General features: G+C 58.7%; 23 protein-coding genes. 6 read left to right on the top strand and 17 right to left on the bottom strand.

Annotated features, from left to right (window positions below):
* Positions 1 to 42 precede the first annotated feature (42 nt).
* The 3 genes from GVI59_RS18850 to GVI59_RS10640 all read right to left on the bottom strand — a co-directional run bounded on the left by GVI59_RS18850 (position 43) and on the right by GVI59_RS10640 (position 1442).
* A complete protein-coding gene (locus GVI59_RS18850; protein WP_206752370.1) occupies positions 43 to 324 on the bottom strand; it encodes a hypothetical protein in 282 nt (93 codons plus the stop codon).
* A 543-nt stretch (positions 325 to 867) separates the two neighbouring features.
* The gene (locus tag GVI59_RS10645) at positions 868 to 1137 is read right to left on the bottom strand and encodes a helix-turn-helix domain-containing protein (RefSeq protein ID WP_173574260.1); all 270 of its coding nucleotides are present in this window, start codon (positions 1135 to 1137) and stop codon (positions 868 to 870) included.
* Entirely contained in the window at positions 1137 to 1442 is a 306-nt protein-coding gene (locus tag GVI59_RS10640; RefSeq protein WP_242013060.1) for a hypothetical protein, read from the bottom strand. Before GVI59_RS10640 ends, GVI59_RS10645 begins: the two co-directional genes overlap by 1 nt.
* Before the next feature lie 178 nt (positions 1443 to 1620).
* Between GVI59_RS10640 and GVI59_RS10635 the strand changes: the two genes are divergently transcribed.
* Positions 1621 to 2322, top strand: coding sequence for a LexA family transcriptional regulator (locus GVI59_RS10635; RefSeq protein ID WP_173574258.1), 702 nt, complete (start codon positions 1621 to 1623; stop codon positions 2320 to 2322).
* 256 nt (positions 2323 to 2578) lie between these two features.
* On the opposite strand, the gene addA is transcribed toward GVI59_RS10635, so the two are convergent.
* The 5 genes from addA to fliI all read right to left on the bottom strand — a co-directional run bounded on the left by addA (position 2579) and on the right by fliI (position 11954).
* Positions 2579 to 6097: a double-strand break repair helicase AddA gene (gene addA / locus GVI59_RS10630; RefSeq protein ID WP_173574257.1), complete on the bottom strand. Its 3519-nt coding sequence runs from the start codon at positions 6095 to 6097 to the stop codon at positions 2579 to 2581.
* Positions 6098 to 6281: 184 nt separating this feature from the next.
* The gene (gene addB / locus GVI59_RS10625; RefSeq protein WP_173574256.1) at positions 6282 to 9365 is read right to left on the bottom strand and encodes a double-strand break repair protein AddB; all 3084 of its coding nucleotides are present in this window, start codon (positions 9363 to 9365) and stop codon (positions 6282 to 6284) included.
* 52 nt (positions 9366 to 9417) lie between these two features.
* Positions 9418 to 9882: a tRNA (adenosine(37)-N6)-threonylcarbamoyltransferase complex ATPase subunit type 1 TsaE gene (gene tsaE, locus GVI59_RS10620; RefSeq protein WP_173574255.1), complete on the bottom strand. Its 465-nt coding sequence runs from the start codon at positions 9880 to 9882 to the stop codon at positions 9418 to 9420.
* A gap of 189 nt (positions 9883 to 10071) precedes the next feature.
* Positions 10072 to 10506, bottom strand: a complete 435-nt coding sequence (locus tag GVI59_RS10615; RefSeq protein WP_173574254.1) for a flagellar FliJ family protein — start codon at positions 10504 to 10506, stop codon at positions 10072 to 10074.
* 38 nt (positions 10507 to 10544) lie between these two features.
* Complete coding sequence (gene fliI / locus GVI59_RS10610; protein ID WP_173574253.1) at positions 10545 to 11954, bottom strand: flagellar protein export ATPase FliI; 1410 nt, start codon at positions 11952 to 11954, stop codon at positions 10545 to 10547.
* 184 nt (positions 11955 to 12138) lie between these two features.
* On the opposite strand from fliI, the gene GVI59_RS10605 reads away from it, so the two are divergent.
* A complete protein-coding gene (locus GVI59_RS10605) occupies positions 12139 to 12873 on the top strand; it encodes a response regulator transcription factor (protein WP_173574252.1) in 735 nt (244 codons plus the stop codon).
* A gap of 93 nt (positions 12874 to 12966) precedes the next feature.
* Here the strand turns inward: GVI59_RS10605 and thiD are convergent, their stop codons facing one another.
* From thiD to GVI59_RS10575, 6 genes are all read right to left on the bottom strand, one after another.
* Positions 12967 to 13770: a bifunctional hydroxymethylpyrimidine kinase/phosphomethylpyrimidine kinase gene (gene thiD, locus GVI59_RS10600; protein WP_173574251.1), complete on the bottom strand. Its 804-nt coding sequence runs from the start codon at positions 13768 to 13770 to the stop codon at positions 12967 to 12969.
* A 2-nt stretch (positions 13771 to 13772) separates the two neighbouring features.
* Positions 13773 to 15131, bottom strand: a complete 1359-nt coding sequence (glmM, locus tag GVI59_RS10595; protein WP_173574250.1) for a phosphoglucosamine mutase — start codon at positions 15129 to 15131, stop codon at positions 13773 to 13775.
* Positions 15132 to 15241: 110 nt separating this feature from the next.
* Positions 15242 to 16675 carry a pyruvate kinase gene (gene pyk, locus GVI59_RS10590; RefSeq protein ID WP_173574249.1) on the bottom strand — a complete coding sequence of 478 codons (1434 nt, stop codon included), beginning with the start codon at positions 16673 to 16675 and terminating at the stop codon, positions 15242 to 15244.
* Between the two features lie 113 nt (positions 16676 to 16788).
* On the bottom strand, positions 16789 to 17919 hold the full coding sequence (locus tag GVI59_RS10585; protein WP_173574248.1) for an SH3 domain-containing protein: 1131 nt from the start codon (positions 17917 to 17919) through the stop codon (positions 16789 to 16791).
* A 131-nt stretch (positions 17920 to 18050) separates the two neighbouring features.
* A complete protein-coding gene (locus GVI59_RS10580) occupies positions 18051 to 18455 on the bottom strand; it encodes a DsrE family protein (protein WP_173574247.1) in 405 nt (134 codons plus the stop codon).
* Complete coding sequence (locus GVI59_RS10575) at positions 18442 to 19221, bottom strand: HesA/MoeB/ThiF family protein (protein ID WP_173574246.1); 780 nt, start codon at positions 19219 to 19221, stop codon at positions 18442 to 18444. Before GVI59_RS10575 ends, GVI59_RS10580 begins: the two co-directional genes overlap by 14 nt.
* A gap of 140 nt (positions 19222 to 19361) precedes the next feature.
* On the opposite strand from GVI59_RS10575, the gene GVI59_RS10570 reads away from it, so the two are divergent.
* Positions 19362 to 19979, top strand: a complete 618-nt coding sequence (locus GVI59_RS10570; RefSeq protein ID WP_173574245.1) for a DUF2939 domain-containing protein — start codon at positions 19362 to 19364, stop codon at positions 19977 to 19979.
* Between the two features lie 89 nt (positions 19980 to 20068).
* Here the strand turns inward: GVI59_RS10570 and GVI59_RS10565 are convergent, their stop codons facing one another.
* Positions 20069 to 20296: a DUF3126 family protein gene (locus GVI59_RS10565; RefSeq protein WP_099348936.1), complete on the bottom strand. Its 228-nt coding sequence runs from the start codon at positions 20294 to 20296 to the stop codon at positions 20069 to 20071.
* Between the two features lie 465 nt (positions 20297 to 20761).
* On the opposite strand from GVI59_RS10565, the gene GVI59_RS10560 reads away from it, so the two are divergent.
* Positions 20762 to 21208 carry a hypothetical protein gene (locus tag GVI59_RS10560; RefSeq protein ID WP_242013059.1) on the top strand — a complete coding sequence of 149 codons (447 nt, stop codon included), beginning with the start codon at positions 20762 to 20764 and terminating at the stop codon, positions 21206 to 21208.
* A gap of 82 nt (positions 21209 to 21290) precedes the next feature.
* On the opposite strand, the gene GVI59_RS10555 is transcribed toward GVI59_RS10560, so the two are convergent.
* Positions 21291 to 21785 (bottom strand): hypothetical protein, encoded by a 495-nt coding sequence (locus tag GVI59_RS10555; protein WP_173574244.1) that lies wholly within the window; start codon positions 21783 to 21785, stop codon positions 21291 to 21293.
* A 488-nt stretch (positions 21786 to 22273) separates the two neighbouring features.
* Between GVI59_RS10555 and GVI59_RS10550 the strand changes: the two genes are divergently transcribed.
* Positions 22274 to 22819: a DUF4142 domain-containing protein gene (locus GVI59_RS10550; RefSeq protein ID WP_173574243.1), complete on the top strand. Its 546-nt coding sequence runs from the start codon at positions 22274 to 22276 to the stop codon at positions 22817 to 22819.
* A 135-nt stretch (positions 22820 to 22954) separates the two neighbouring features.
* Here GVI59_RS10550 and hrcA read toward each other — a convergent pair whose 3' ends face one another.
* Positions 22955 to 24022, bottom strand: a complete 1068-nt coding sequence (gene hrcA, locus GVI59_RS10545) for a heat-inducible transcriptional repressor HrcA (RefSeq protein WP_173574316.1) — start codon at positions 24020 to 24022, stop codon at positions 22955 to 22957.
* A 373-nt stretch (positions 24023 to 24395) separates the two neighbouring features.
* On the opposite strand from hrcA, the gene GVI59_RS10540 reads away from it, so the two are divergent.
* Positions 24396 to 25394: an aldo/keto reductase gene (locus tag GVI59_RS10540; protein ID WP_173574242.1), complete on the top strand. Its 999-nt coding sequence runs from the start codon at positions 24396 to 24398 to the stop codon at positions 25392 to 25394.
* Positions 25395 to 25431 lie beyond the last annotated feature (37 nt).

Genomic DNA, 25431 nt, shown 5'->3' with positions numbered 1-25431 from the left:
TCAGAAAATACGGAATGATTATTTCCCGACAATTTGTCTATTTCACATTTGGGATTTCTTGAATTTTGCAATAAAAAACAGAAGAACGAAAAATAGCGCAACTAATAAACACCTTGATATATCAAGATAAGAAAGCGGCGTTATCAGGCTCATCTTCAGGAAGAAAAACCCTGCCGACATAAAGAAAGAATAGAACACGCCCACAACAAAGAACAATTTAAACCGCCTGTCCGCTTTCAGAATGCCGAACGGGAATATCAGAAAAACCAGCGCCATTGCGGAAAACAAAAATCTGTCCTGTTTCTGGAAATCCTCGTAAGTCATTATACTCATGACAAGAATCACTTCAGAAACAATGAACAGATATAGAGAATATTTTTCTATTTTACTCAACACACACATACTCCAATAGAAAAATTACTCTTTTAAAAAAATAGAGATTGGTTCCCACATATACTACGACACGCAGGAGCCAAAACTCTATCCCTGACTGGTTACAGAATTTCTATATTCGTTTTTTTCCTGTCCCGGAGATGGTGGTGGGAGGAATGCCCATTTTGCAAGGGAACTCGCGTCTGTCACGAGAGCCGTTCCGGCAGCAGCCCTGCTCCCGCAGCGGTTGCGGCAATAAAGGGAGCCGCTGTAACAGCAGTTATTCCAATAAGATCGTATACTGCCGTCTGTCCTGTTATACCATCTGAAATTTTATATGGATTTGCGAAATTATTTAAAAATATCCTGAATAATTTCAGGAAACATCTTTCTGAACATCAATACAGAAAATGTATTTTATTCATCCCACAAATACCACTCATGAAAAATCACCCACCAGCTTCAAACGATATACACATCCACGCCACAGATTATTCAATGAATATACCTTCTGTTATGCAAACTTATGGCTCCCATGCTGATAATGTTTCCCGGAGGGAGGGGATCATTACCCTGAGCAATACGACGCTGGCTGACCATGGCGGCGAGATGTTCTGCCCGTGCACGCATCAGGATCCGATGAACATAGGATCGCGACGCCCCGATCTGCTCTGAAATCGCACGAATACTCTTCCCCTTTGCGTACAGCGCCCTGGCGGCCTTCCCCAGATCTTCCGCCCGCTCGGCCTCAAATTTCCTGACCATCACGCATAACTCCCTGAGAGAGGAAATCCATTCAATGGAAAACTCACTTCCATTTCCGCCAATTTCTGTAACAGGGCTTCCATGGCCGTTTCCGCAACTTCCAGCGTCACAGCGGTAGCATGCGTCCCGGAAACAGCCATCTGCGTGCAGCACTGCGCCCGCTGCCGCAGCATATTCAGCACTTCCTTCTGGTCATCAGAGAGAGCCGAAATCATGATATTCCAGTCCCGATCGCTCATACGAATAGGATTTGGCCCATCATATGACCGCGAATGGACTTGTTTTTTACGATCGATCTGTGACATACATCATCCATTGAGTAAGGATTTTTGCCGCTTCTAGTCTTTTGTGAGTTTTTAACGATTTTCCAACCGCCCTTTCGGAGAGAAATATGAGCCATTCAACTCATATAAGCAAGCGAAAAACCTCTTTTGGGGAGTGTTATTATATAGACACCTTCTCAGAACAAACTCACACCCCGTAATGGCCGAAGAAAAGAAAATCTCCAGTCGTCGTCGTGGTCCTTCCCTGAAAGAAGCTCCTGACCTTTCAACCCGCGAAGGAAGACTCACGCAGGCCATCCAGCGTTACGGCTCCGCACGACAACTGCATCTCGCTACAGGCATTTCCGAGTCCATGATCGGGAAGTATCAGAAGCCCGGCGCAGACTGGAAACCTTCAAAAATTGATGAAATGGCCAGAGAACTTGATGTCTCGGTCGAATGGCTCTGGACGGGAGAGACCAAACTCTCCTCTTCCGTTTCTGTCGTTTATTACGATGCAAGAGCCTCCGCCGGTTTTGGGCGGACCTGTGAGGAAAGTGTCGGACATCCCATACAGTTTCCGCGATCCTTTCTGACGGAAGAACTGGGCCTGCAACCTTCCGGCCTGATCATGATCACGGCTGACGGCGATTCCATGCTTCCGACCATCCACAGCGGTGATCGTCTGCTGATAGACACCCAGCCTTCAACAAGGATCGAGGGTGTCTATGCTGTCGTGATGCACGGAGGTCTGTTCGTAAAAAGAATCTCCCGGACAGCCAATGGTGATTTTCTCGTTCAGTCCGATAATCCGGCCTATCAGTCAGCAACTTTCCCTGCTGACCAGGTGAGTCTGGGCTCCCCTGACGGCCATGCCATGACCATCATCGGCCGCGTGGTCTGGACAATGCAGCGCGTCTAAAATCATCTGAAAGTAACACGACGTTTTTGGTTCCTTCCCCAAGAAACCTCACATGTCTCACAGTCCAAAAACACTTATATATCCTGCAGACATCAATGAAACGGCGAACTCTTTCTATGGGACGTTGCCCCATATCCTACAAAGGGACACAGATCCTTTGGTCCCGCTTAGATTTCAGGATTATAAGAGATGCTCCTTTTTCCAAAAAAAATCCCAACAACCTCAATTAAATAAACAGATTTTCAGAACACTTCCGTCATCGCGGTCTGTATTCCTCCAGCAGATCCCCGGGCAACACAGTGACCGCCGGAACCTCCGTCCACACCAGACAGCACTCCACGGCACGTCCCGGATACAGCGATTGCAGCAACGCGCGATAGGCCGCCATCTGTCGCAGATACATCACCGGCGTGCGTTCCACTGATGAAGGCGGACGACGATTGGTCTTGAAGTCGCAGACCAGCACACGATCCGGCAGCACGACCATACGATCGACCTGACCGACAATCACAGTTTCTCCGACAACGCCCGCCAGCCTCTGCTCCGCACGACTCCCCTCCGCAAACAGCGGTGCCAGCACTGGTGATTCCATCACTTTAATGACACGTGCGACCAGTCGGGCCGATTCCTGTTCATCCAGCTGGTTACCGGGCTGAAGCAGCCAGTTATAACCTATATCTGTCCGGTCTGCTTCCGGTCGATCTGGCAGGAACTGGAGCAGTGCGTGAACAAGCGTGCCACGGCGGAACGCCGCCTCACGGGCCGCATTTGGAGTAAGTGCCGCAATATCCAGTGGCGATCTGGTCGAAGGCTGCTCACCAAAGGGCGCGTCATCAGGACGGCTCGGAGACAATGGACGGGCGAGCGCGGATTCCACAGGCGGCTCTATGGGCGTCCAGTCAGGCGCATGCCCGACCCATGCTGGAAGAGGCGCCTGGGATGGCAAAGGTGCTTCAGCATGCGCTGTCTTCATGACAGTCGCAATTTCTTGCAGGACCAGTCGTGATCCTTCCCATCCGAGATCAAACGGTTCAGACACCGCCTCAGCCGCAGTGAAGCCATCTACGCAACGTGCGTACCAGCTTTCATCACTGAGCGTGCGCCCTGTCTCCCAACCACAGACAATCAGCCGATCGCTGGCGCGGGTCAGGGCGACATAGAGCAGGCGGTTATATTCTTCTGCTGCCTGCTCACGAAGTTTCTCACGTACCGCTTTCGTCACATCTGTTGCAGTATCAGTGCGCGGGACGAATACCGGCAGGTTCGAACTACTCCCTTTCTCTGGAAGCCAGAGAAGCCGACTGTCGGAACGAGGTGTCCCGATCGTATCAGGCAGGATGACCAGTCGCGCCTGCAATCCCTTGGAGCCATGCGCCGTCATCACACGCACGGCGTTCCCCGTTGCCTCCGCTTCCCGCTTGACGCTTTCATTGGAGTTACGAAGCCAGTGTAGAAAACCCTGCAGGGAATGCGCGTGATTTTCCTCATAACGAAGAGCGGCGGAAAGAAGCTCATCAATCGGCTCGGCAGCTTCCGGACCAAGACGCGCAAGGATACGGGCGCGACCGCCATGCACACCCAACGCTTCGGACAGCAGCGTGTAGGGCGAGGCATAATCCACGCGGCGGAACAGGGCCGACAGATAATTCCATGCCGCCGACCAGTCCGGACGCTCGGCGTGACGTTCCCGCAGGACGGTCCAGAGCGGTTCGCCATCACGATCCATGGCCAGCGCCATCAGACTGTCATCGCTGAGGCCACCGAGCGGCGAGGTCAGCACGCAGGCCAGCGTCAGATTGTCCTGGGGCAGAAGCAGCGCATCGCACAACGCCATCAGATCCTGCACCACCGTCTGGTCGGCAAGGCCGGTCCGCACAAGCGTCGCCACTGGCACGTCAGCGGTCTTGAGCGCACGGATCAACGCCCGCACGAAGGCGGAACGGCGCGGCACGAGAATCAGCACATCGCCCGGCGTCAGCTGTGTTTCTCCCGGAGCAGGAGGTTGCAGCAACTGCGCGGCGATCCAGCGGGCCAGCGTGTCCGCAAGGCGCTGCTGTGGCGAAATCTGTCCTACATTTTTCCGGGTTGCCGCCCATGGATCAGGTTCCCCGGCATCCTCCTCGCCTTCAATGACGCGCGGTACGAGAGGCCAGAGTTCGACACGCCCACCCTGTCCCGGACGAGCGGATTCATGACGCGGCATCGCCTGACCCGGCTCGCTAACACCGCGGGCAGCGAGCGGATGACTGAAGACCGCATCGACAAGAGACAGAACCGGTGTGGTGGAGCGGAACGAGACGGTCAGCTGGGGTTCGCGCCAGAGCGCCTCGGCGCTCTGGGCACGCTTTTCAAAAGTCTGACGCCATTCGCGGAAAGCTTCTGGGTCAGCTCCCTGAAATCCATAGATCGACTGTTTGTAATCGCCCACGGCAAAGACTGTGCGCGGTCCAGAATTTTCATCATGCGCACCGACGCCCGAGAAGAATTCTTCCGTCAGATCACCAGCAATCCGCCACTGCTCGCGGGAGGTGTCCTGCACCTCATCAAGCAGAAGATGGTCGATGCCACCGTCGAGTTTGTAAAGCACCCACGCCGCACCGGGATCACGGAGCAGCCCGAGCGTGCGGAGAATGAGATCGTCATACTCCACCTGTCCGCGCAACGCCTTGCCAGTACTGTAGGTTTCCAGAACCGGAGCAGCCGTACGCAGAAGCGCAAGCGTCAGATTGGCGAGAGTAATGGCGCGGCGTGTTTCCTCGACAGCAAGAATACGTCTGCCTTCTTCCTGAATCCGATCAACCGTTGAGGTATAGTTTTTAGCATATTTTTCGCTGGCGCCAGCGTTCTTGCGAAGCTCGCCTTTACCGGTCAGGAAAAATCCCTGCCACGCGGACCAGTTCGCGGCCCGCTCTGGCGGATAATGCGACAGCCAGTCCAGCATCTCGGCGGCACGTTTTTGCGCTGTCGCCGGAGCCGTTTCCAGCATCGTTTTCAGTGCTTCGCGCAGCGTATCCTCATCAGGAATGTCCGTGCAGGCCGCCAGAACCGGATCCCCGTCAGGAACCGCCTTCACGCCCAGCGCTCTGAGCAGTTTCTTCCGCAAGGTTTCCCTGTCCGTGCGCGCAAGCGCCAGCGCATCATGACTCTGACCACTGAAACGGAGTTCAGTCAGCAGACCCAGCAGATCCACGAGTGAAATCTGTGCCGCCAGCGGCTCGACCAGACTGGCAGGAAGACGTCCCAGTTCCGCCTCCGTCGCTTCCGACAGAGCCAGCGAGGCGTCCGTATCTTCCATCAGCGTAAAATGCGGATTGGTGGCGGCTTCCAGTGGAAAACGACGCAGCAGCGACTGACAGAAAGCGTGGATCGTGCCGATCCGCATGCCGCCCGGCAGATCGAGCACACGGGCGAACAGGGCGCGGGCTTCCGCACGGGCCGACGTGGGAACATTCAGTCTGCCAAGCGCCTGATCCAGTCTGTCATCCGGCAGGGTAACCCACTCACCGAGCGTGCGCTGGAGGCGGATCGCCATTTCAGCCGCGGCCGCCTTGGTGAACGTCAGACAGAGGATACGTCCCGGCCATGTGCCGGGAATGAGCGGGCTGGCAGGGTCATGCGGGTTCTGACGTGGCAACATCAGACGCAGCAGGCGGTCGATGAGCAGCTTGGTCTTGCCGCTGCCTGCGGAAGCGGACACGAACACGGACGCATTTGGATCAGACGCCGCGTTCTGCTGCGCGTTGGCGAGATCGATGGCGCTGGTGGGGAGAGTCATGCTGGCAACCTCGTGCGTCTGTTCAGGGGCGCTGCCCCTGCCCCGCCAAAGGCTGCGCCTTTGAAAACCAGTCGGAGTGAAAAGGTCGGTGCCCGCTTCCGGTCACGATCCATAATCCTGACTGATGAGATCAGAAGAGATGCAATCATACCCTTCACAGACAGCGAAAGAAACGAAACGCTGTTCATTCTCCCCCCTCCTCACGCGCCGTGCTCCATTCCGTCACACGGGCAAGCTGGGCATAGTCTGCAAAACGCGGTGGCTTTCCGGGATGAGGATGTGAAAGATACGGCTGCGCCTTGCTGTCATACGCGATCACACGCTGGCGCAGACTTTCCCAGGCCTGCTGGGCAAGCTCGGCGATGCTGATCTCCCTGCTTTTCACCACCGTCTCAGACCCCGGCTCCGCTCCGCCGGTCAGACGCCAGTAGATCAGATCACCAACTTCAGAATGACTGCTCTCATCAGCAGAAAAATGCTTCGTCGCCTCCGGGAACGCGCCCAGCGTCAGCATGGCGGCTTCAAGCGGAAGCTGCGGACTCCACCCGGCAATCACCTCTTTCGTGGAAGGGACCGTGCCCGTCTTGTAATCGAGCAACGCCATCTTCCCGTCGTCAAACAGATCAATACGGTCTGCCCGGCCCGTCAGGGTAAAGGTGCCACCCGGCGTATCCGTAATGGTGGCGCGACCTTTGGCTTCCGTCAGAATGGCCCGCGGAGAAGCGCCTGCCCGACGGGCGGCCTCGGCCTGTGCGACCCAGTCGGCGATGCGAAGCAGACGGGGTCGCCACCATGAAGCCAGCGCCGGGCGCAGACTGGCGGCGTCCAGACTGTCGAGAAACGCCTTGCGCAGGGACGTCACAGGATCATGCGGCCACTCTGCACCATGTTTCTGAAACCATATGTCGAGCGCGCCATGCACCAGCATACCGTAATCGGATGCATCAACAGACTGCTCCAGCGGATCAAGCGGACGCAGATGCAGCACATGTTTGGCATAGATGGCGTAAGGATCACGCATCCATGTCTCGATCTCGGTGACGCTCAGGCGACGGGGCCGTCTATCGACAGGGGGGCGTGGCTCAGGGGCCGCAACCGGCTGCGCTGCGCCGGCGGGGCGGTCGATCTGCGACAGCCACGATTGCGCCGGATGCTCAACCAGTTTCTGCCCCCGTCCGGCGAGGAAAGCATCCAGCCGCACCAGCCATCGGGCGGGAACAGCGGGCGCACCTTCACGACGACCCGGTGTGGACAGCACAATTTCGGCAGCGGACGACAGGCAGGATGCGAAATCATGTGCCGCCTGCCCGATGGCCTGCTCAGGAGATGGCAGCCCGACACGCGCACGCATGGGACGACTGAGCCACGGCCCCGGATCGGTGGCTGGGGGCCAGACGCCTTCAACCAGACCGCCCAGCACCATGAGATCGACCGTCTGAAGGCGGGCCTCGGTCAGACCCCAGATAAACACGCGGGGATGGAGCGTGATGGTCGTCTCGCCACGTCCTCTCAACGCACGCCGACTCTGCACGCGCTCCTCGGTGAAGACGGCGGCCAGCAGCCCGTCGAGCACGGCCCACGGCTGGGGAGGCAGCACATCCGTGGCCGTCAGCAGGTCGGAGAAACGGCGACCGAGGGCATTGCCGTCTTCGCCACGCCAGAGTTTTTCCGCGCCCGGCGTATCATCGGTTGTGGTGAGCGCCTCGGCAGCCTTGAGCAGCGCCGTAAGCTGGTCCGGAAGTGTCCTTTCTTCGCGGGCGCTTTCCAGCGCAGGCGCAAGGCAGCGTTCAATGGCTGTCAGGAACAGGTCGAGAGGCTGCGGTTCATCAGGCCGATCCGCCGACGCGCCATCAAGAGAAGCCCCTTCCCTCTTCTGCTTCTCTTCCAGATGTCGCCGCAGCCCTTCAATGCCCGGCGCGGGCGCTGGACCACGCAGAAGTCGACGTTCCAGCAGACGGGCGGAGGCGCGGGCCGTGCCGGGCGACATGCCGCACGCAACCAGTGGGTGTTTCAGCAACGCCAGCAGCGAGACGGGCGCAAGATCCTGATCCACGGCCTGCGCCAGCAAACGCAGCAATACAGCGGCGGGTGTAGTGATGAGCAGTTCACCCGCACTGTCGTCCGCAAGGATGCCCCAGCGGGCCAGCTCAGCCGCCACACGTCCCGCTAACGCCCGATCCGGCGTCACAAGGGCGACCCTCTTGTTCTTCTGCTCGATACCAGCCCGCAGAATCAGGGCGATGGCGGCGGCTTCCTCCTGCTGGTCAGCACAGGCAAGGCGGTGCAGACCAGCACACTCACCACGTTCAGGATTGGCCGCCCAGTCCGACAGTGCGGCGGCGGGCAACAGAGCCCGTGCAATGGTGTGAGTGCGGGAGGCGAGAACAGAACGGTTTTCGTCGTCTGACAGAACGGAGGACCATGTCTCCACATCGTCCCGACGGGAATCGAGGCTGGCCAGAAGCCGGGACAGACCCGCCTGCGGGTGACCGTCCGGGAGAGTGGCGAACGTCTCGCCATCCATCTCCCGATCAAGACCGGGTACGATCAGTTGGCCGTGCGGATGCTGGAGCACACCCCGCAACGCATTGACAGTGGACGGCAGCGCATCGGTAAAACCGACGGCCCAGAGACGCGCCGTTCCATCAACCTGATGCGCCCAGTAATCAGCCTGCGCGTCCAGCAGCGCGATCTGGCGGGCGACGGGATTCATCACTCCCTGCTCACGCAGCCAGTCAGGCCAGACGCGGGTGATGATGCCGAGGAACCGGAGGGTCGCCTGCCAGTGCGTGGCGAAGTTTTCATCGACAGCGTCCGGCAGGGTTTCGGCCAGATTGATGCCCGAACGCTCCGCCTCATCCATCAGATCAGCAAGCGCCCTTGCGAGAGGCCATGCCTGATCCAGCATCGGACGGGTGCCGAAAGCGGTTTCCGCCTGAAGCACCAGTCGCGTGAGAATGGCGAGCCGCCGCATGGGCGGCACAGCCGGTGGCAGCAGCAGGGCGTCAGGACTGGCGAGCGCCGTTTCCGCTTCATCAAGTCCGCCGATGGGAATGATCCGGGGCAGAAGAATCGCCCGTCCGTCCGCCTGCCGCAAAAAGGCTTCGGTCAGAGCGCGAGCGGCGCGACGACCCGGCAGAACAAGAGTGCCGTCACCGATCCGCTCGGGATCTTCCTCCACACCTGCGGTCCAGCGCGCCGCGATTTCGTCCAGAAAACGGAGATGGGCAGGAATGGTGACGAGACCGGAAGCAGAGAAAGCGTTCATCAGAGAAGGATGATCCGTCAAAAAGAGTGCTGCAAGAGCGCCACCGTCCCGTTCACAGACGGTCTGCCCAGCCTGTCAGAACGGCCTCCCGGGGCTGGTCTTCTGCGTCAGGGTCCTGTCCGGTGACAGGACGGGGTTTCAGCGTGACATGCAGGGCATCGGGCGGCGTGAGGTCCTCCAGCCGCTCAGGCCATTCAACCAGCACGATGCCTGTGAGGGCGTCGTCCCAACCGAGTTCTTCCAGCGCTTCAGGGCCCTGTAATCGCCAGAGATCGAAATGTGACACTTCACCCTGCGGCGAGTCATAGGACTGGACCAGCGTAAAGGTGGGACTGGGGACATCCAGCGTCGGGTCATTGCACAGGGTGCGCAGAAAGGCCCGCGCAAACACGCTTTTTCCTGCGCCGAGCGATCCGGAAAGCAGAATGGCGTCCCCCGAACGGGTCAGACCAGCCAGCCTGCGGGCAAGAGCCTCGGTCTCGGACCGGGTGTTCAGCATCAGGTTACGGGTGGTCATGAACGAAATCCGGGTGGTTACAGGAAAGGAAAGAAATCCATTATTTCCTGTGTCTCCGTATTCCTGTCACGATTTTTCTTTTGAGCCGGCGCACTACATCCGGCGGGGCTGCATGAACGAAACCTGCTTCCCCAAGGAACACACGCATTGAGGAAACCTGACGGCGGCCAGTGCTGTAGTCTGACGCCTTCAGTCTGTTTTCTTCCGGGTCGCCCGGCGCATGGCGAGATCATCCAGCATGGCCTGTTCCTTTTTCTGCGCCAGTTCCTGCTGCTCCTTGGCCCGCGTTTCGGCCAGTTTTTCAGCAGCTTCGAGCGCTGACCGGGCCATGTTGACCCGCGTGCGACAGGCCTCCACCTCCATGGCGGCGTCCTGTTCACTCAGACGCGCCCTGTCGAGGGCCGCCCGACCGATCGGCAACCACCGGGAATAGGCCTCGACCACCTGATCATCCGCCGAAAAATCCAGCGCCATGTCTCTCTCGCGGACCATGTTCTGCTCCGCGGCCTTCACGGCGTCCGACGCAGTCATGGCCCGCGCCAATGCTTCCGAAAGCAGTTTCTTGGCTTCATCAAGCTCCTGCTTTCGGATTTTCAAAAGGGAATCAAGCGGTGAGGACGACATGGGATGGTTCTCGGTCTGTCTGGGGTTGCGCTAAACGATCAGGAAACGGCCATCGCGGCCGCGACCAAGTTTTCCTGGACGGGTGTTTCGGCAAGTGCGTCTCTCAAGGCGGCAAAGCTCTGCTCCAGCGTGAAGCGTTCGTGGCGGCCTTGCGAAAGGACGGCCTCAATGGCCGGTCGGAGCTTGATGGCTTCATCAACCGCCGCATCGGCTCCGGGCCGATAGGCGCCCAGGCGGATCATGTCGGCCATCTCTGCATAAGTGGCAAGAATGGCGCGGGCGCGCCGGGTCAGCGCATTTTCATCAGCGGAATTGCAGCCGGGCACAGTACGGGACAGTGAGCGCAGAATGTCGATAGCCGGGTAACGGCCTGTCTCCGCGATGCGCCGGTCCAGAACCAGATGCCCGTCCAGAATGCCACGCACCGCATCGGCTACGGGCTCGTTCTGATCATCGCCTTCCACAAGAACCGAAAAAAGCGCGGAGATCTGCCCGGCGGAACCATCAGGACGCACAATGCCGGGTCCGGCCCGTTCCAGCAGTCGAGGCAGTTCCGCGAAGACCGAAGGAGGATAGCCTCGCGTGGCCGGAGGTTCACCCACGGACAGACCGATTTCACGCAGCGCCTGACAGAACCGGGTGACGCTATCCATCAGCAGAAGCGCCGATTTGCCTTCGTCACGAAAATACTCGGCGACGGTGAGCGCCGCATAGGCGGCTTCCCGCCGCATGAGCGGAGGGGAATCCGAGGTCGCTACGATGACAACCGAACGGGCGAGTCCCTCCGGTCCCAGATCGTCCTCTACAAACTCGCGGACTTCCCTTCCCCGCTCCCCGACAAGGGAAATGACGGCCACATCGCAGGCGGTATTACGGGCCAGCATCGACATCAGCGTGGATTTTCCCACGCCTGACCCGGCGAAAAGCCCGAGTCTCTGCCCTTCCCGGCAGGTCGTGAAAAGGTTCATGGCCCGAACACCAAGATCGATTCTCGGCCCCAGACGGGCGCGCAGGGTCGCATCCGGGGGCGCCGTACGCACCGGTCGCGGCACAGGACCCGGCGGCAAGGGGCCCTTGCCGTCGAGCGGACGACCGAGAGGATCAATGATCCGTCCGATCCATCCGTCCGACACAGGCAGGCTTCCTCCCGGTTTCGGGGCACGGGAGCCAATAAAGACAGGAAACTGGACCTCGCTTCCGCTTGCCAGCCCATCAAGGCTGCCAAAGGCCATGGCATGAGCGTGGCTGCCGGAGAATCCTATGATTTCCGCAGGAATCGCCGCGCTGTTCCGCCGCATCAGGAACACCCGGTCGCCGACCGACGCCAGACTTCCAAGACCCGTGACCGTCACGGCGAGCCCCGATAGCGACGTGATTCGCCCGGTCGCAACAGCAGCAGGAATACTCGCACAGGTTGCATTAACCTGCGTGAGGAAATCCGATTTCATAAGATTTCTCCGGTTGAGACCATTCGGGTTCCGTGTTTCTGGGTCAAATAGATAAAAAAAAAGACAATTTGCGTGTTTATGACGGTTAACAAAAATCTTTATACAATCTTTACGTGAAATTTCCGTGGACCAATACAACCCATGGTGGTAACTAATGATCAACAACGAACCAAGGGTTACCATCATGCGCGTTCTGCTCGTTGAAGACGATCTCTCCTCTGTCGGTGAAATCTCCCAGATCATGAAGGGGGCTGGTTTCACAGTCGATCATGTCCAGTCCGGCGAAGAAGCCGTCGAGATGCTCCGGCACTATGATTATGATCTCGCTGTCCTTGAGCTGATGCTCTCTGACATCGAAGGATACGAGGTTGTCCGCCGGGCCCGCGCAGCACGCGTCACCACCCCGATGGTGGTTCTCTCCGGCCTGACGCGCCCGCAGGCAAAGGTGAAAGCCTTCTCCATCGGCGCGGACGACTACATGACGAAACCCTTTGATCCCGATGAACTGGTCGCGCGGATGCAGGCCATTCTGCGGCGCTCCAAGGGCTTCAGCGAGCCGACCCTGCGTGTGGGACCGCTCAAGCTCAGCCTCGACAGCCGCGAAGTCATGGTGAACGATGCGCCTGTCCATCTGACGGGTAAGGAATATGCCATTCTGGAACTGCTCGTCCTGCGTAAGGGGATGGTTCTGACCAAGGATGCGTTTCTGAACCATCTTTATGGCGGCATGGATGAACCGGAGATGAAGATCATCGATGTTTTCATCTGCAAGCTGCGGAAAAAGTTGCAGGCGGCGGGCGCAGGCAACCTCATCACCACCGTCTGGGGTCGGGGTTACATGCTGCGCGAGCAGTTCCAGCGTCTGGAAACCAATGAAGCCGCAGCACCGGCCGAACAACAGGAAACCGTCGCCGCCTGAGAATCACAACTGTCAGAACGCCGCATGTGACAGAGTGTCTTCTGCTTCCGGAGGGACCGGACGACACTCTGTCAGATTTTCAGACATTTCCGTTCAGGCAATCCAGTTCGCGGCAATCGTAATGCCGTGGTCCAGTGGGCCTGCCCCATGGCCATATCCCGGAGCATGGGTAATGGCGCCGATCAGATAAGCCCGCGCTTCCTTCACAGCGTCTCTCAGGGAGCGCCCCTGTGCAAGCCGCGTCGCAATCGCGCTGGCCAGTGTGCAGCCCGTTCCATGTGTATGACGGGTATCGATACGCTGAGACGTGAAGATCTCGACCGTATCACCATCCACCAGCACGTCAGCGAGACGGGGGCCTTTCATATGCCCTCCCTTCACCAACACTGCCGGCACACCTTTGTCGCGCAGGGCGTGCCCCGCATCAATCATGTCCTGTTCCGTCTCGATCTGCACCCCAAGAAGCGCCTCAGCTTCCGGGATGTTCGGCGTCAGGAGCGTGGAGAGCGGCAGAAGGGAATCGATCAGCGCCGAGATCGCGTCCGGAACAAGAAGCGCCGCGCCGCCCTTTGCAACCATTACGGGATCAAGGACGAAGGGGATCTTCCGGTAACGGCTGATTTCTTCCGCGACCACATGAATGCACTCAGCCCGGCCAAGCATCCCGGTCTTGAAAGCATCCGCGCCAATATCGTCCAGCACGCAGCGAATCTGGGTTCTGAGAAACTCGGGCGGCACATCAAGAATATCGACTACACCCATCGTGTTCTGGGCGGTCAGAGCGGCAATCGCCGTCATGGCGAAACCGTCAAGCGCGGTAATCGCCTTGATGTCCGCCTGGATACCGGCCCCTCCGCCGGAGTCGCTACCTGCTATGCTGAGAACCCGCCCGCGCATGATCAGGCCGCCACATGGGCTGAGTTGATGGCGTCACACATGGCGTTCACAGCCTGCTGCACATCCGATTCGTGCTCGGCCTCCACCATCACGCGCACCAGCGGTTCAGTCCCGCTTTCACGCAGGACGAGGCGGCCTTTCTGTCCGAGCTGCGCCACCACATCATCGCGGGCTGCCTGCACTTCAGGCAGACGCAGCGGGCTGGTCCCAGAAAACCGGATGTTTTTCAGAAGCTGCGGATAAGGCGAGAAAACCCGGCAGACCTCGCTGGCCGGGCGTCCATCCTCAATCAGCACGGCCAGAACCTGAAGCGCGGCAAGCAGTCCATCGCCCGTGGTCGCAAAGTCGGAGAGCACCACGTGTCCCGACTGTTCGCCGCCGACATTGGCTCCGTTTTCACGCATCCGCTCAACGACATAACGATCGCCGACGGCGGTGCGCTCAAGCTTCAGACCGCCATCCGCCAGAAAACGCTCAAGCCCCATATTGGACATGACGGTGGCCACGACCGAAGACGTCGCCAGTCGTCCGGCCTTGGCCCATGACCGGGCGATCAGGCCCAGAATCTGGTCGCCGTCGATCAGGTGCCCGGTCTCATCAACCAGCAGCATACGGTCAGCATCACCGTCCAGCGCAATACCAAGATCGGCCCCGTGCCGGACCACCGCCTCGCAGAGTTCCTGCGGATGGGTGGAGCCGCAGCCTTCATTGATGTTCACACCGTCAGGATCACAGCCCAGACGGATCACTTCCGCGCCCAGCTCCCAGATGGCAGCTGGAGCGACGCGGTAAGCTGCGCCATTCGCACAGTCGATGACGATTTTCAGCCCGTCGAGACGACAGCCTTTGGGAAGCGAGGCCTTGGCGTGCTCGATATAGCGACCAGCGGCATCATTGAGACGCGAGGCGCGACCAATCTCGGCAGGCGACGCCAGTTGCGACGTCAGATCCGTCATCATCAGCGCTTCGACCGTGGTTTCTTCCTGATCGGAAAGCTTGAAACCATCCGGTCCGAACAGCTTGATGCCGTTGTCACTGAAAGGATTGTGAGAGGCGGAAATCATCACGCCCAGATCAGCGCGAAGAGACCGTGTCAGCATGGCGATGGCGGGAGTCGGCATTGGACCGACAAGGGTCACATCCATACCCGCCGACAGGAAACCGGCCACAAGCGCGCATTCGATCATGTAACCCGACAGGCGGGTATCCTTGCCGACCACCACGCGGTGACGGTGACTGCCCCGACGGAAATGCAGCCCGGCAGCCTGACCGAGCTTCTGAGCAATCTCCACGGTCATGGGAGAAGTGTTCGCCTTCCCGCGGATGCCGTCGGTCCCGAAAAACTGTCGTGTCTTGCTCATGCCGTGCCTGAAGTCGCCTGCGTAAGTCGCTGTGGGAAACGGAACATCCGTTTAGTCCTGTCTTCTTTACCCTTCCCCTTCAGCCGGGGCCAGAGGGAGAAGGGATCACTTCAGGCTTCAGGAATTTTCGCAACCCGGATCGTATTGGTCGATCCGCTGATCCCGAAAGGCACGCCGGCCGTGATGACGATCGTGTCGCCCGGAGCGGCGACATGACTCTTGAGCGCCGCCTCCAGCGCCGTCGAAACCATGGCTTCCGTATCCCGAACCTGCTTGTCCGCAGGCGTGACAAAGGACTGCACGCCCCAGACCAGAACCAGACGTCGGGCCGTTGCAATGGTCGGCGTCAGTCCGAGAACACGGGCGATCGGGCGCTCACGGGCGATGCGCAAGGCGGTCGGCCCGGCATGCGTGTAGGCCACGATGGCCGAAGCGGCCAGCGTGGTGGCGACCTGCTGGGCGGCATGAGCAATGGCGTCGGCAATGTAATGCTCGGGAGCAAGACGGCTGGCCTGCATGATCATGCGCCAGCCCTCGTCCGATTCCACCTGCTCCAGAATCCGGTTCATGATCGTCACCGCTTCACACGGATACTGACCGGCGGCGGACTCGGCAGACAGCATCACGGCGTCCGCACCGTCAAACACGGCGGTTGCAACATCCGAGGCTTCGGCGCGGGTGGGTGTAGGAGCCGAAATCATGCTCTCCAGCATCTGCGTCGCCACGATCACCGGTTTGCCGAGCAGGCGGGCTTCACGGATGATCCGTTTCTGCGCCAGCGGCACAACCTCCGGCGGCAGTTCCACACCGAGATCCCCACGCGCCACCATGACCGCATCGGACGCGTCGAGAATGGCCGCCAGATTGTCCAGCGCCTGCGGTTTTTCCAGCTTGGACACCAGCCAGGCACGCCCCTGCACCAGACTCCGCGCCTCCAGAACGTCTTCCGGGCGTTGCACAAAAGACAGGGCGATGAAATCCGCTCCCATCTCCAGCGCAAAGGCGAGATCGTCCCGATCCTTTGTGGTGAGGGCGGGAATGGGCAGCACAAGATCAGGGACATTCACCCCCTTGTGGTTGCTGAGCGGACCACCCACCAGAACTTCCGTTTCCAGAAAATCGTCACCGACCTTCCTGATGATGAGCTTCAGCTTGCCGTCGTCCAGCAGGAGAACGGAGCCTTCCTTCGCCACGGAAATGATCTCCCGGTGGGGGAGATTGACCCGGGAGGCGTCGCCCGGTGCGTCACTGAGATCAAGACGGAACGGTCTGCCCGTTTCCAGCAGAACCTTCCCATCCGCAAAACGGCCTACCCGCAGCTTCGGCCCCTGCATGTCAGCAAGGACACCGAGCGGTCGTCCGATTTCCTGCTCGACTTCCCGCACGATCCGGTAACGGGCGGCATGATCGTCGTGAGTGCCGTGGGAAAAATTGAACCGAAAGACATCGGCCCCGGCAAGAGCGAGCCCCCTGATCACCTCATGCGTCGATGAGGAAGGTCCGAGTGTGGCCACGATTTTTGTGCGGCACTGAGCGACGACCATGGTTGCTGTCTCCTGTTGCGAGCCGGATGCCCCGAGACTGACTCAACGAAGGAAACCTGTCATCCGATCACCGCGCATCCGTCCCTTTCGGACAAAAAAGGGTGATCACACCTTCAGGATGGCGGATAGGCCTCGTCCGGACCGATTCCCCACATCTGGGCCCGGTGAACCCAGCCCTCGTAACGCTGCACCGAAACCTTGCACCATGATGACCCGGAAGCGCAGGTCTTGATGGTTCCAACAGTGCCCGGGGTCAGCACTGCGACAGCGGCGGACTCATCGTCAGCCGACGAATGCAGAATGACCGCACCGGGCAGCTTCGCCACATCCGCGCTGGTGGAGACACGGCTGATGATCTTGGCTTCGGTGTGCCGGTTGGCGGCCGGAGCCTCAGCTTTCGGTGCTTCGGTTTTCGGCGTCTCACCTTTCTGCCCATCGACCTTCGCCGCAGCGGATGCGTCCGGCGCCGGTTTGGCATCGGCTTCCGGAGAAGGAACCGTCGTGCCCGGCAGGGATGGAATCACAAAATCACGCGAGCCGATGAGCGTGGCCTGATGCACCCAGCCCTTTACTCCATCAGCATCCTCCACCAGACGCCACACATCAAACTCGCGCTCGATCTGCACGGGCAGACCGCGACGATGATAGACCCACTGGATGGGATAGCGCTGACCCGGACCGGCGCGCATGTTCACATCATCCGCGCGCAGGGCCGCGAAACGAGGCAGCGGAAGGCCGGTATTGCTGCCCTTCGTGGGGTCCTGTCCATTGGCGTTGGAGCCGTTCGGCGCTTCGTCCGGCGAGGCTGGCTGTGCCGGATTACCGTCCGCGGGCACGGGAACCGGGACCGGACGCACCGTTTCGGACGGCGCACCATGAGCCGCATGTTTTGCCGGATGGGCTTTATGCGTCGCCTTGCTCTTGTGAGACGCTTCTTCTCTGGTCGCCGCCTCATGCTTCTTGTGATGGGCTGTCGCGGACGAACCGTGGGCTTTCACCTCGGCGTCATGGTGAGTCTTCTGCGCCTTATCCGAATGCGCTCCCGTATGCGTCGCCTTTTTACCTGCCTTATGCGCGGCGGTGGCGTCACCTTTATGGTGATGCGCAGGCTGATCCGATGTGGCGGCATGCGCAGCGGCAGTTACCGACAGGGTTGTGGCCGCAGTCATAATGGTCGCGGCGACACACAGGGGGATGGATGCTTTCATGCCCGCATCCGTGCCAAGAGCTGAGCCTGTCGGCAAGTGGGTTCATGGATTCCCGTCACAGAAATACCCTGATGCGATGTGAGCCGATCACGATCAGACACACTCACCTGACCGCGAGATGGAACCTCAGACTCCCGTCCATCACCACAAAGGGAACGGACAGGCTTCTAGAAGGTGACCAGTTTATACCCGGCTGAAAGATCAAGAAAAGTAGGCATTCCAATCACTTCGGCTTCCTCGATCAGGTCGGCCTCTGTCTTTCCCGCGCGTCGGAGCCCAGTTTCACAGACAAGCAGTCTGGCGTCCATGGAAAGAAGCGCATCCCGCAGGGTGTCGAGGGTTGCAACACCCTGCATCGCAAGCTGACGGTCTTCTTTCTCCCATAACGTCGCCGACTGCCGGCACAGCGCCAGAACGCCCGGCCCCGTTGCAAAGATGATGACGGACCGGTTCATGGCGAGCGCAGTAGCCGCCAGCATGAAGGCCGCGTGCAGCCGGTTGAAATCACTATCGCAAAGGAGAAAGGCGAAGTCCTTCTCAAATTTGCGCTCCACCGTGTCAGTCCTGGTCATGTCTTTCCTGTTTGCCACAGACCGGGCAGTCCGGATCTTTTGGGATGGTGATGGTGGTGAACCGCGTCGCCAGCGCATCCCAGAGCAGCAGTCTGCCCGAAAGGGATTCGCCGAGGTTCAACAACTCCTTCAACGCTTCTGTCGCCTGAAGTGTTCCGAGAACTCCCGTGACCGCACCAAAAATACCCGCATCGCCACAACTCGGAGCGGACCCGTCCGCACCGGTGCGCGGAAACAGGCATTCGTAACAGGGACCACCGAGATGGGGACGAAAGGTCGAAAGCTGCCCGTCAAACCGCAGCACTGCCGCGGACACGAGTGTCTTGCGATGCTGCACACAAGCGGTGTTGACCAGATAGCGTGTCTCGAAATTATCGCATCCGTCGCAGACAAGGTCATAACGGGAGACAAGATCCGCGACATTGTCAGTCGTCAGCCGTGTTTCATGCGTCTCGATACAGATCTCGGGATTGAGCGCTTCAAGGGTCTGACGGGCGGAGACAGCCTTGCTCATGCCGACACGATCCGTGGTGTGCAGAATCTGTCTCTGAAGGTTGGAAAGCTCGACCCGATCATGATCAATGATCCCGATCCGCCCGACACCCGCTGCCGCCAGATAACAGGCGACAGGTGACCCCAGCCCTCCCGCGCCCACAATCAGAACCGAAGAGTTACGCAGGCGCACCTGCCCCGTGCCCCCGATTTCCGGCAGCAGGATGTGGCGCGAATACCGTTGTATTTCGTTTTCCGTCAGGTCGAGCGGCATAGGTCTTTCCGGTGGTTCGGGCGGGACGCCGAAAGAAGTGAGATCACTTTTCCGTGATGCGTGTCATCGCAGGCAAACCATAACTGCATAACTGCATTGCGTATGATATGGTCCCTATCATGAATAGCAGGAGCGCCGCCATGCACACCGCAGACACAACACCCTCCTCTGATGCCTGGGCCAGCCCCGCGCGGAAGCGGGCGCGTGTGATCTGCCTGGCCTCCCTCGCGACGTCTCTGGCTTTCTACACCCTGTCGCCTTTCATGACGCTCTGGACGATTGCGGGCGCCGTTTCCAACCATGATATGATTGCGCTCGGGCACACGATCAACTGGTCGTCTCTTGATGCGTCGATCAAGGAGCAGGTGCTGAACGGCCTCAATATCGGGCAGGTCAACGAAGTGTCTGACGAGCTGCCGGAATTTGGGTCGTCCTTCGCGACGAACGTCGTGTCCAACGCCGTTGATACACGCGTCACGCAGGACAATCTGGGGCATGTGATCGATCAGGCGATGGCGTCCGGTCCCGCCAGAATCAACGCTGGCACCGTCCTGTCTGCCGTCAGTCATGCGCTGGTGCGCTTCACGGCCGCCAACAGTTTTGAAGCGCAGGTCATGCTTCCGGGACATGAAAACGAAACCCCATTACGGGTCCAGCTCCGCATTGAACGCTGGCAGTGGAAACTGACCCGCGTGGATTTCCCGACCGCGGTCCATCATCCGGTCATGGAAGCTTCGGTCATGCAGCACAAGGCCTGAAATCAAGCCCGACCGGACCAACAGACAGCTTTTGAAAACCTCCGACCCGCCAAACGGATCGGAGGTTTTTCTGTTTCAGCCTGCCTGTCTCAGACCGGCGGCGGCAGGTCTTCTTCCAGAAGGATGATATTGATGGCGTAGGACACTTCGCCCTCGTCATCATCACGATGAATCGTGCCGATCACCTCACCATCCACGGCCAGTTCCACTGACAGGCCGGGACGCGGCGGAGCGTTGACGCTCAGTCCCTTCGCGCCCAGCAGACGACGCAGGGTGGTTTGCAGACGTGAAATCTCACTTGTCGAAATCGTGCTCATTGATGACATCTCCCGGAAGATGGTGGGCGGTTTGTGTGGCTGAGAGGTTAGCGACTTTAATCAGTCTGTCGCAGATTCGAACACAACCGCCTGCTGCGGTAGGTGGCACGCTAATAGGCATAGCCGCGGCCTCCTGCAACTCCCGTATGAGGATTGTCCGATTGTCATGGTACGTTCACACCCCAACCAAACGCATCCGAAAAATGGCGCTGTCTGCTTTTCTGCTCTGAAGGCATTGCCTTGCTGAGAGCGGGAATTTCAATCGTGATACCAGGCACCCGGTCACGCGCAGGTCTCATAGCCAGAACTGCGTAGCAGGCCGCCAAGAAGACGCATGAGACATCTCACACTATACAGCCCGCATCCGTAGAGGCAGAAAGACGCAGGAGCATGTCTGGCCTTTTGCAACCACCCTCTTTATCTCTTGAGGCACGCCGTTCTCTTTTCGATACAAAAATCCAGAACATGAGACGTTTTCCAAAAACAGCCCGGCCTGCTCATTTCAGAAAGATCACGCGCACTTCGCGGCGGATCTTTGCTCTGGGGGTGCAATGTCTGGTGACGGCCTCGGTCTTTGTTCTGCTGTCAGGGTGTGTGGATGATCATGGCAAAGGGGACATGCACGCCGCTGTTTCAGACTGCTTTGCAAAATATCCCTTTGCGAAAGGGACTGCCTATCAGCGGTTCAACTGCATCTATCAGGCGCACTTCCATTATGGACCGGCCGCCATGGGAGCGCAGTATTATCTTCTTCTGCAAATAGATCTGGCGTCCCTGAATGTCGGAAAGGACGTAGATTCAGGAGTTTTAACGCCGGAAGAAGGCAGGACAGCCCTGCACTGGGTCACGGACAAGGCCTATGCCCAGTCGTCCCAACGTTCATGGGTGACCGCCCAACCAAACAGAAACTGATAATTCCTATAAAGAAAAAGAGGGAATGTCGCCGGAGCAACATTCCCTCTCGCCAGTATAAGCCTGATTTCAAGCCCGCGTTTTACTGGGCGCGCGGCACAATAGCTGGCGCTGTAGAATCCTTCTCGGTATTCAGCACCGCATTGCCTGACTGCTTGGAATAGGTCGCAGTGGTGGACTGCTGCGGTGTTCTGGGCGGATGGAAGGCGGAAACCGGTCCAAGAATACCACCGGCGGAACTCTTCATCGTGCCTTCCGGCTGACGGGCGCACCCACGCGTGATGATCGAACAGACGCCATCCGTGCCGATCATTTCATCATCGTTGCCCGTGTAATGCACGTCGGACACACGATCATTATCAAGGCGGATCACGGCAGTACAACCGGTACCACCGCCACCGCCAAGCGTGTTCACCAGAGTCGAAATATCACCAACCGGGATAAGGGTCGAACCGCCAAAGCTCGGCGCAGGCTGCGTGCCTGTGTAGGTCAGGATCTGCGTCGTATCATTGAGCTGCTTGGTGGAGGCTGGCAGGCCTGCGCAAGCCTGAAGATCGTAGGATGTCATCCCGATCATCGTGATTTGTGCTTTATGCGCAGCCCGTGAATCAAAATATCCGCAACCGCTTAAGCTGACAGAGAGTGAGGCGACCGTTAACAAACCCCAAATACCACACTTCATTTCTTCGACTATCCTCACACCGTGTCCAGAACGCTTTAAGCAAGACGCGTCGAATTATTACGTACTGTTTTCTTCCCATGCAATGCAAGAGGCGGAAACGACAAACCCTCAGACTTTGATCCGGCTGTATGATTTCTTCCTGCATATTTCGGGAAGAAAGGATGCTGTGAGGCAGATGGCAGTCCTGCCCATAAAACTTTCCCTCCTCAGGTCGAATGATGACTTACGCTCCTTTCCAAAATCGCGGAGCACCTGTGTCTCTCGTGTCTTGCCTTTTCCTCCCAACCATACGCTATTATCATTGGGGTTCTTTAATAGTGTTATCTGAGACCTTGGGCAGTCATGCAAAACACCCCCTGAGGTCAAAGGAGAATTTGCTGATCATGTTTCTTCCGTCCCGTCATCAGGTGCTTGCCTGCTCTTCTCTTGTCGTTTCGCTTTTCACGCTGAGCGCCTGCATGAACCCAGGTCAGCCGCCTGCACCTCCTCTGCCCTCTCTGGCGAAGCCCGCCCCCTTTACTGCTGTGGACACAGGTCTCGCCACAAAGCTCAATGATGCGGATCTGACCCACATTGCGCTGGCCAACCTTGCCAAAACCCACGCCGCCCGCAACGACATCGCGCTCCTCAGCACGACGATCGTAAAAGATCTGACCGATAATCATGACAAGCTGACCGCGCTTGCTACAACCGGCACGGTAACACTGGCGGCCAAGCCCTCCGCGCAAAGTCAGAAAGTCATCGACCAGATGCAGCGTCTGCACGGCGCAGCCTTCGACAGAGCCTATGCGCGCTATCTTGCGAGCAGCACAAAAACCACAAGCACTGTTATTGATGCAGACAGCGCTACATCCACAAACGCGGATCTGGTGAAACTCGCAACCGATCTCAAAACCAAGCTTCTCGGCTACGCAGCACAGGTCAAATAATCACGGCATCAGATATGTCATCCGGCCAAAACCGGGTGGCATATTTCTGACCTCCAGCAGCGCGGCAATGTCTCTGCTCTGCATCGACACCTTCATTGACCGCTCTCCACATCAGTAAAGCGGCCAGTTGCCCAGCTACCCAAGCATCTGTCCGATGACCCGGGCTGTATAATCAATAACAGGAATGATCCTGCCGTAATTGATCCGCGTCGGGCCAATAACCCCGATGGCGCCCACAATCCGTCGGGCCTCATTTCGGGCCGGCGCCACAACCATCGACATGCCGGACGCCCCGAACAGTCCGCTTTCCGAGCCGATAAAGATGCGGACACCGTCCGAATTCTCGGCCAGTTCCAGCAGGCGCAGCATGGCGTCCTGCTTTTCCAGCCGCTCGAACAGACGCTGAATGGTCGAAAGACGCTCGATTTCCGTAATATCGGTCAGCAGATTGCCCTGCCCGCGGATAATCAGCGTGCCGCCCCGCCCCTCGTTGCTCCAGGTCGCCAGACCGCTGGCCACAACTTCCGTGGCAAGCTGATCAAGCTGGGTCTGATCCGCTTCCATCTCGTCATTCACCCGCGTCCTGAGTTCGACGAGCGTGCGACCGGTCAGGCGGGCGTTCAGGTAGTTCGCGGCTTCCGTCAGGGTGGATGGTGGCATCCCAGCCGGTGTTTCGATCACCCTGTTCTCGACCTGCCCGTCAGCGCCGACGAGCACCACAAGCGCGCGGTTACCCCCAAGAGCGACAAACTCGATATGTTTGATCGCTCCCTCGCTTTTGGGCGCAATGATGAGACTGGCGGCCTGCGACAGACCTGACAGCAGCGATGACGCCTCCGTCAGGGTGTCTTCCATCGAGCGTCCACGCATTTCCAGCGTGCTGGAGATGGACTCACGCTCCTCCTCGCTGAGATTGCCGAACTGAAGCAGGCCGTCGACAAACAGGCGAAGTCCTTTTTCGGTAGGCAGACGTCCTGCCGAGGTATGCGGCGAAAACAAAAGACCAGCATCCGTCAGGTCGGCCATCACACTGCGGATCGTCGCGGGAGAGAGACCGAGGGGCAGACGGTGTGACAGCGTGCGGCTGCCGACCGGATCTCCTGTCTCCAGATAATGCTCCACCAGCTCCCGCAGAATGGTGGCGGAACGTGAATTCAGACCGGATGCTGCTCCAAGAAGTTCGATGGAGCGACCAAACGTCAGGCCGGATTTTTCATTGGAACCAGAGATGGAAGGTGCGCCTTTCTGCTGAAGAGTCTTCAAGGATTCTGCTGTGTGAAGGGAGGTGTGGCAAGAGATTTCGGCATGCCCTCCCTCCGGAATGCGCAGACATCGCGGACAGCCACATAAGTTCTTCAAAACGCAGCAAGGTCACACAAGGTTCATGCGTCTGAAGACAGTGGATCATGATGCAGTTCCACCAGAACTCTGCCTGTCTGCACTTTAGGAAAGAGTGAAGATGACGAGGCATGGCTGCGCCCTGTGGGAGCAGGTAACAGATCCCGACACGCTGTGGCACGTTGCACAGGCGACGGTTACGTCCGTCATCATGGATTCACGAACACGGAGAGTCTTCATGACACAGGCATCTGTTACAGAAACGACCACCATCCGTGGGCTTAAACACCCCGTCTCACGCATTGCGCTCGGCACATGGGCCATTGGCGGCTGGATGTGGGGCGGTCCGGATGACAGGAACGCCATTGCCACCATTCAGGAAGCCGTTGATCTGGGGATCACGCTGATCGATACGGCCCCCGTCTATGGCTTTGGCCATTCGGAAGAAATTGTAGGGCAGGCCCTTGCCGGACGACGGGAGAAGGTGGCGATCGCAACCAAAGTCGGACTGGACTGGAAAGAAGATCACAAGCCGTTCCGCAATACATCACCCGCCCGTATCCGCAAGGAAATCGAAGACTCGCTGCGCCGTCTGCGCACCGATTACATCGACCTGTATCAGGTTCACTGGCCCGATTCCGCCGTGCCGATGGAGGAGACTGCCCGCACGCTCGAAGATCTGGTCAAGGAAGGCAAGGTTCTGGCCCTTGGGGTCAGCAACTTCACCATCGCCGAAATGGATGCGTTCCGTTCAGTCGCTCCTCTGGCTGCCGTACAGCCGCCCTACAATCTGTTTGAACGTGGGATGGAGCATGACATCCTGCCTTATGCACGCCAGCATGACCTGACCATCCTCGCCTACGGGCCGCTCTGTCGTGGCCTTCTGTCGGGCAAGATGACGGCGCAGACCAAATTTGGCTCTGATGATCTGCGCAGCGCCGACCCCAAGTTCCAGTCACCCCGCTTTGCCCAGTATCTGGAAGCCGTGCGCCAGTTACAGGATTTTGCACGCGAGAAACACAACAAGTCGCTTCTGGCGCTGGCCATTCGCTGGGTGCTTGATCAGGGGCCGACCATTGCCCTGTGGGGCGCACGCCGTCCGGACCAGATCGCAGCGGTCGCCGACGCAATGGGCTGGCATCTGAGCGCTGATGATCTGCGTGAGATCGATACGATCCTCAGGACCTGCATCAAGGACCCGGTCGGTCCCGAATTCATGGCGCCTCCGGGCCGCTGATCCGGCGCTTGTGGGTCGGGATTGTCCTGCATCAGGT

Origin of the sequence: Acetobacter sicerae (assembly GCF_011516765.1) — a bacterium.
GTDB lineage: Bacteria > Pseudomonadota > Alphaproteobacteria > Acetobacterales > Acetobacteraceae > Acetobacter > Acetobacter sicerae.
This window is presented reverse-complemented; position numbering and strand designations above follow the sequence as displayed.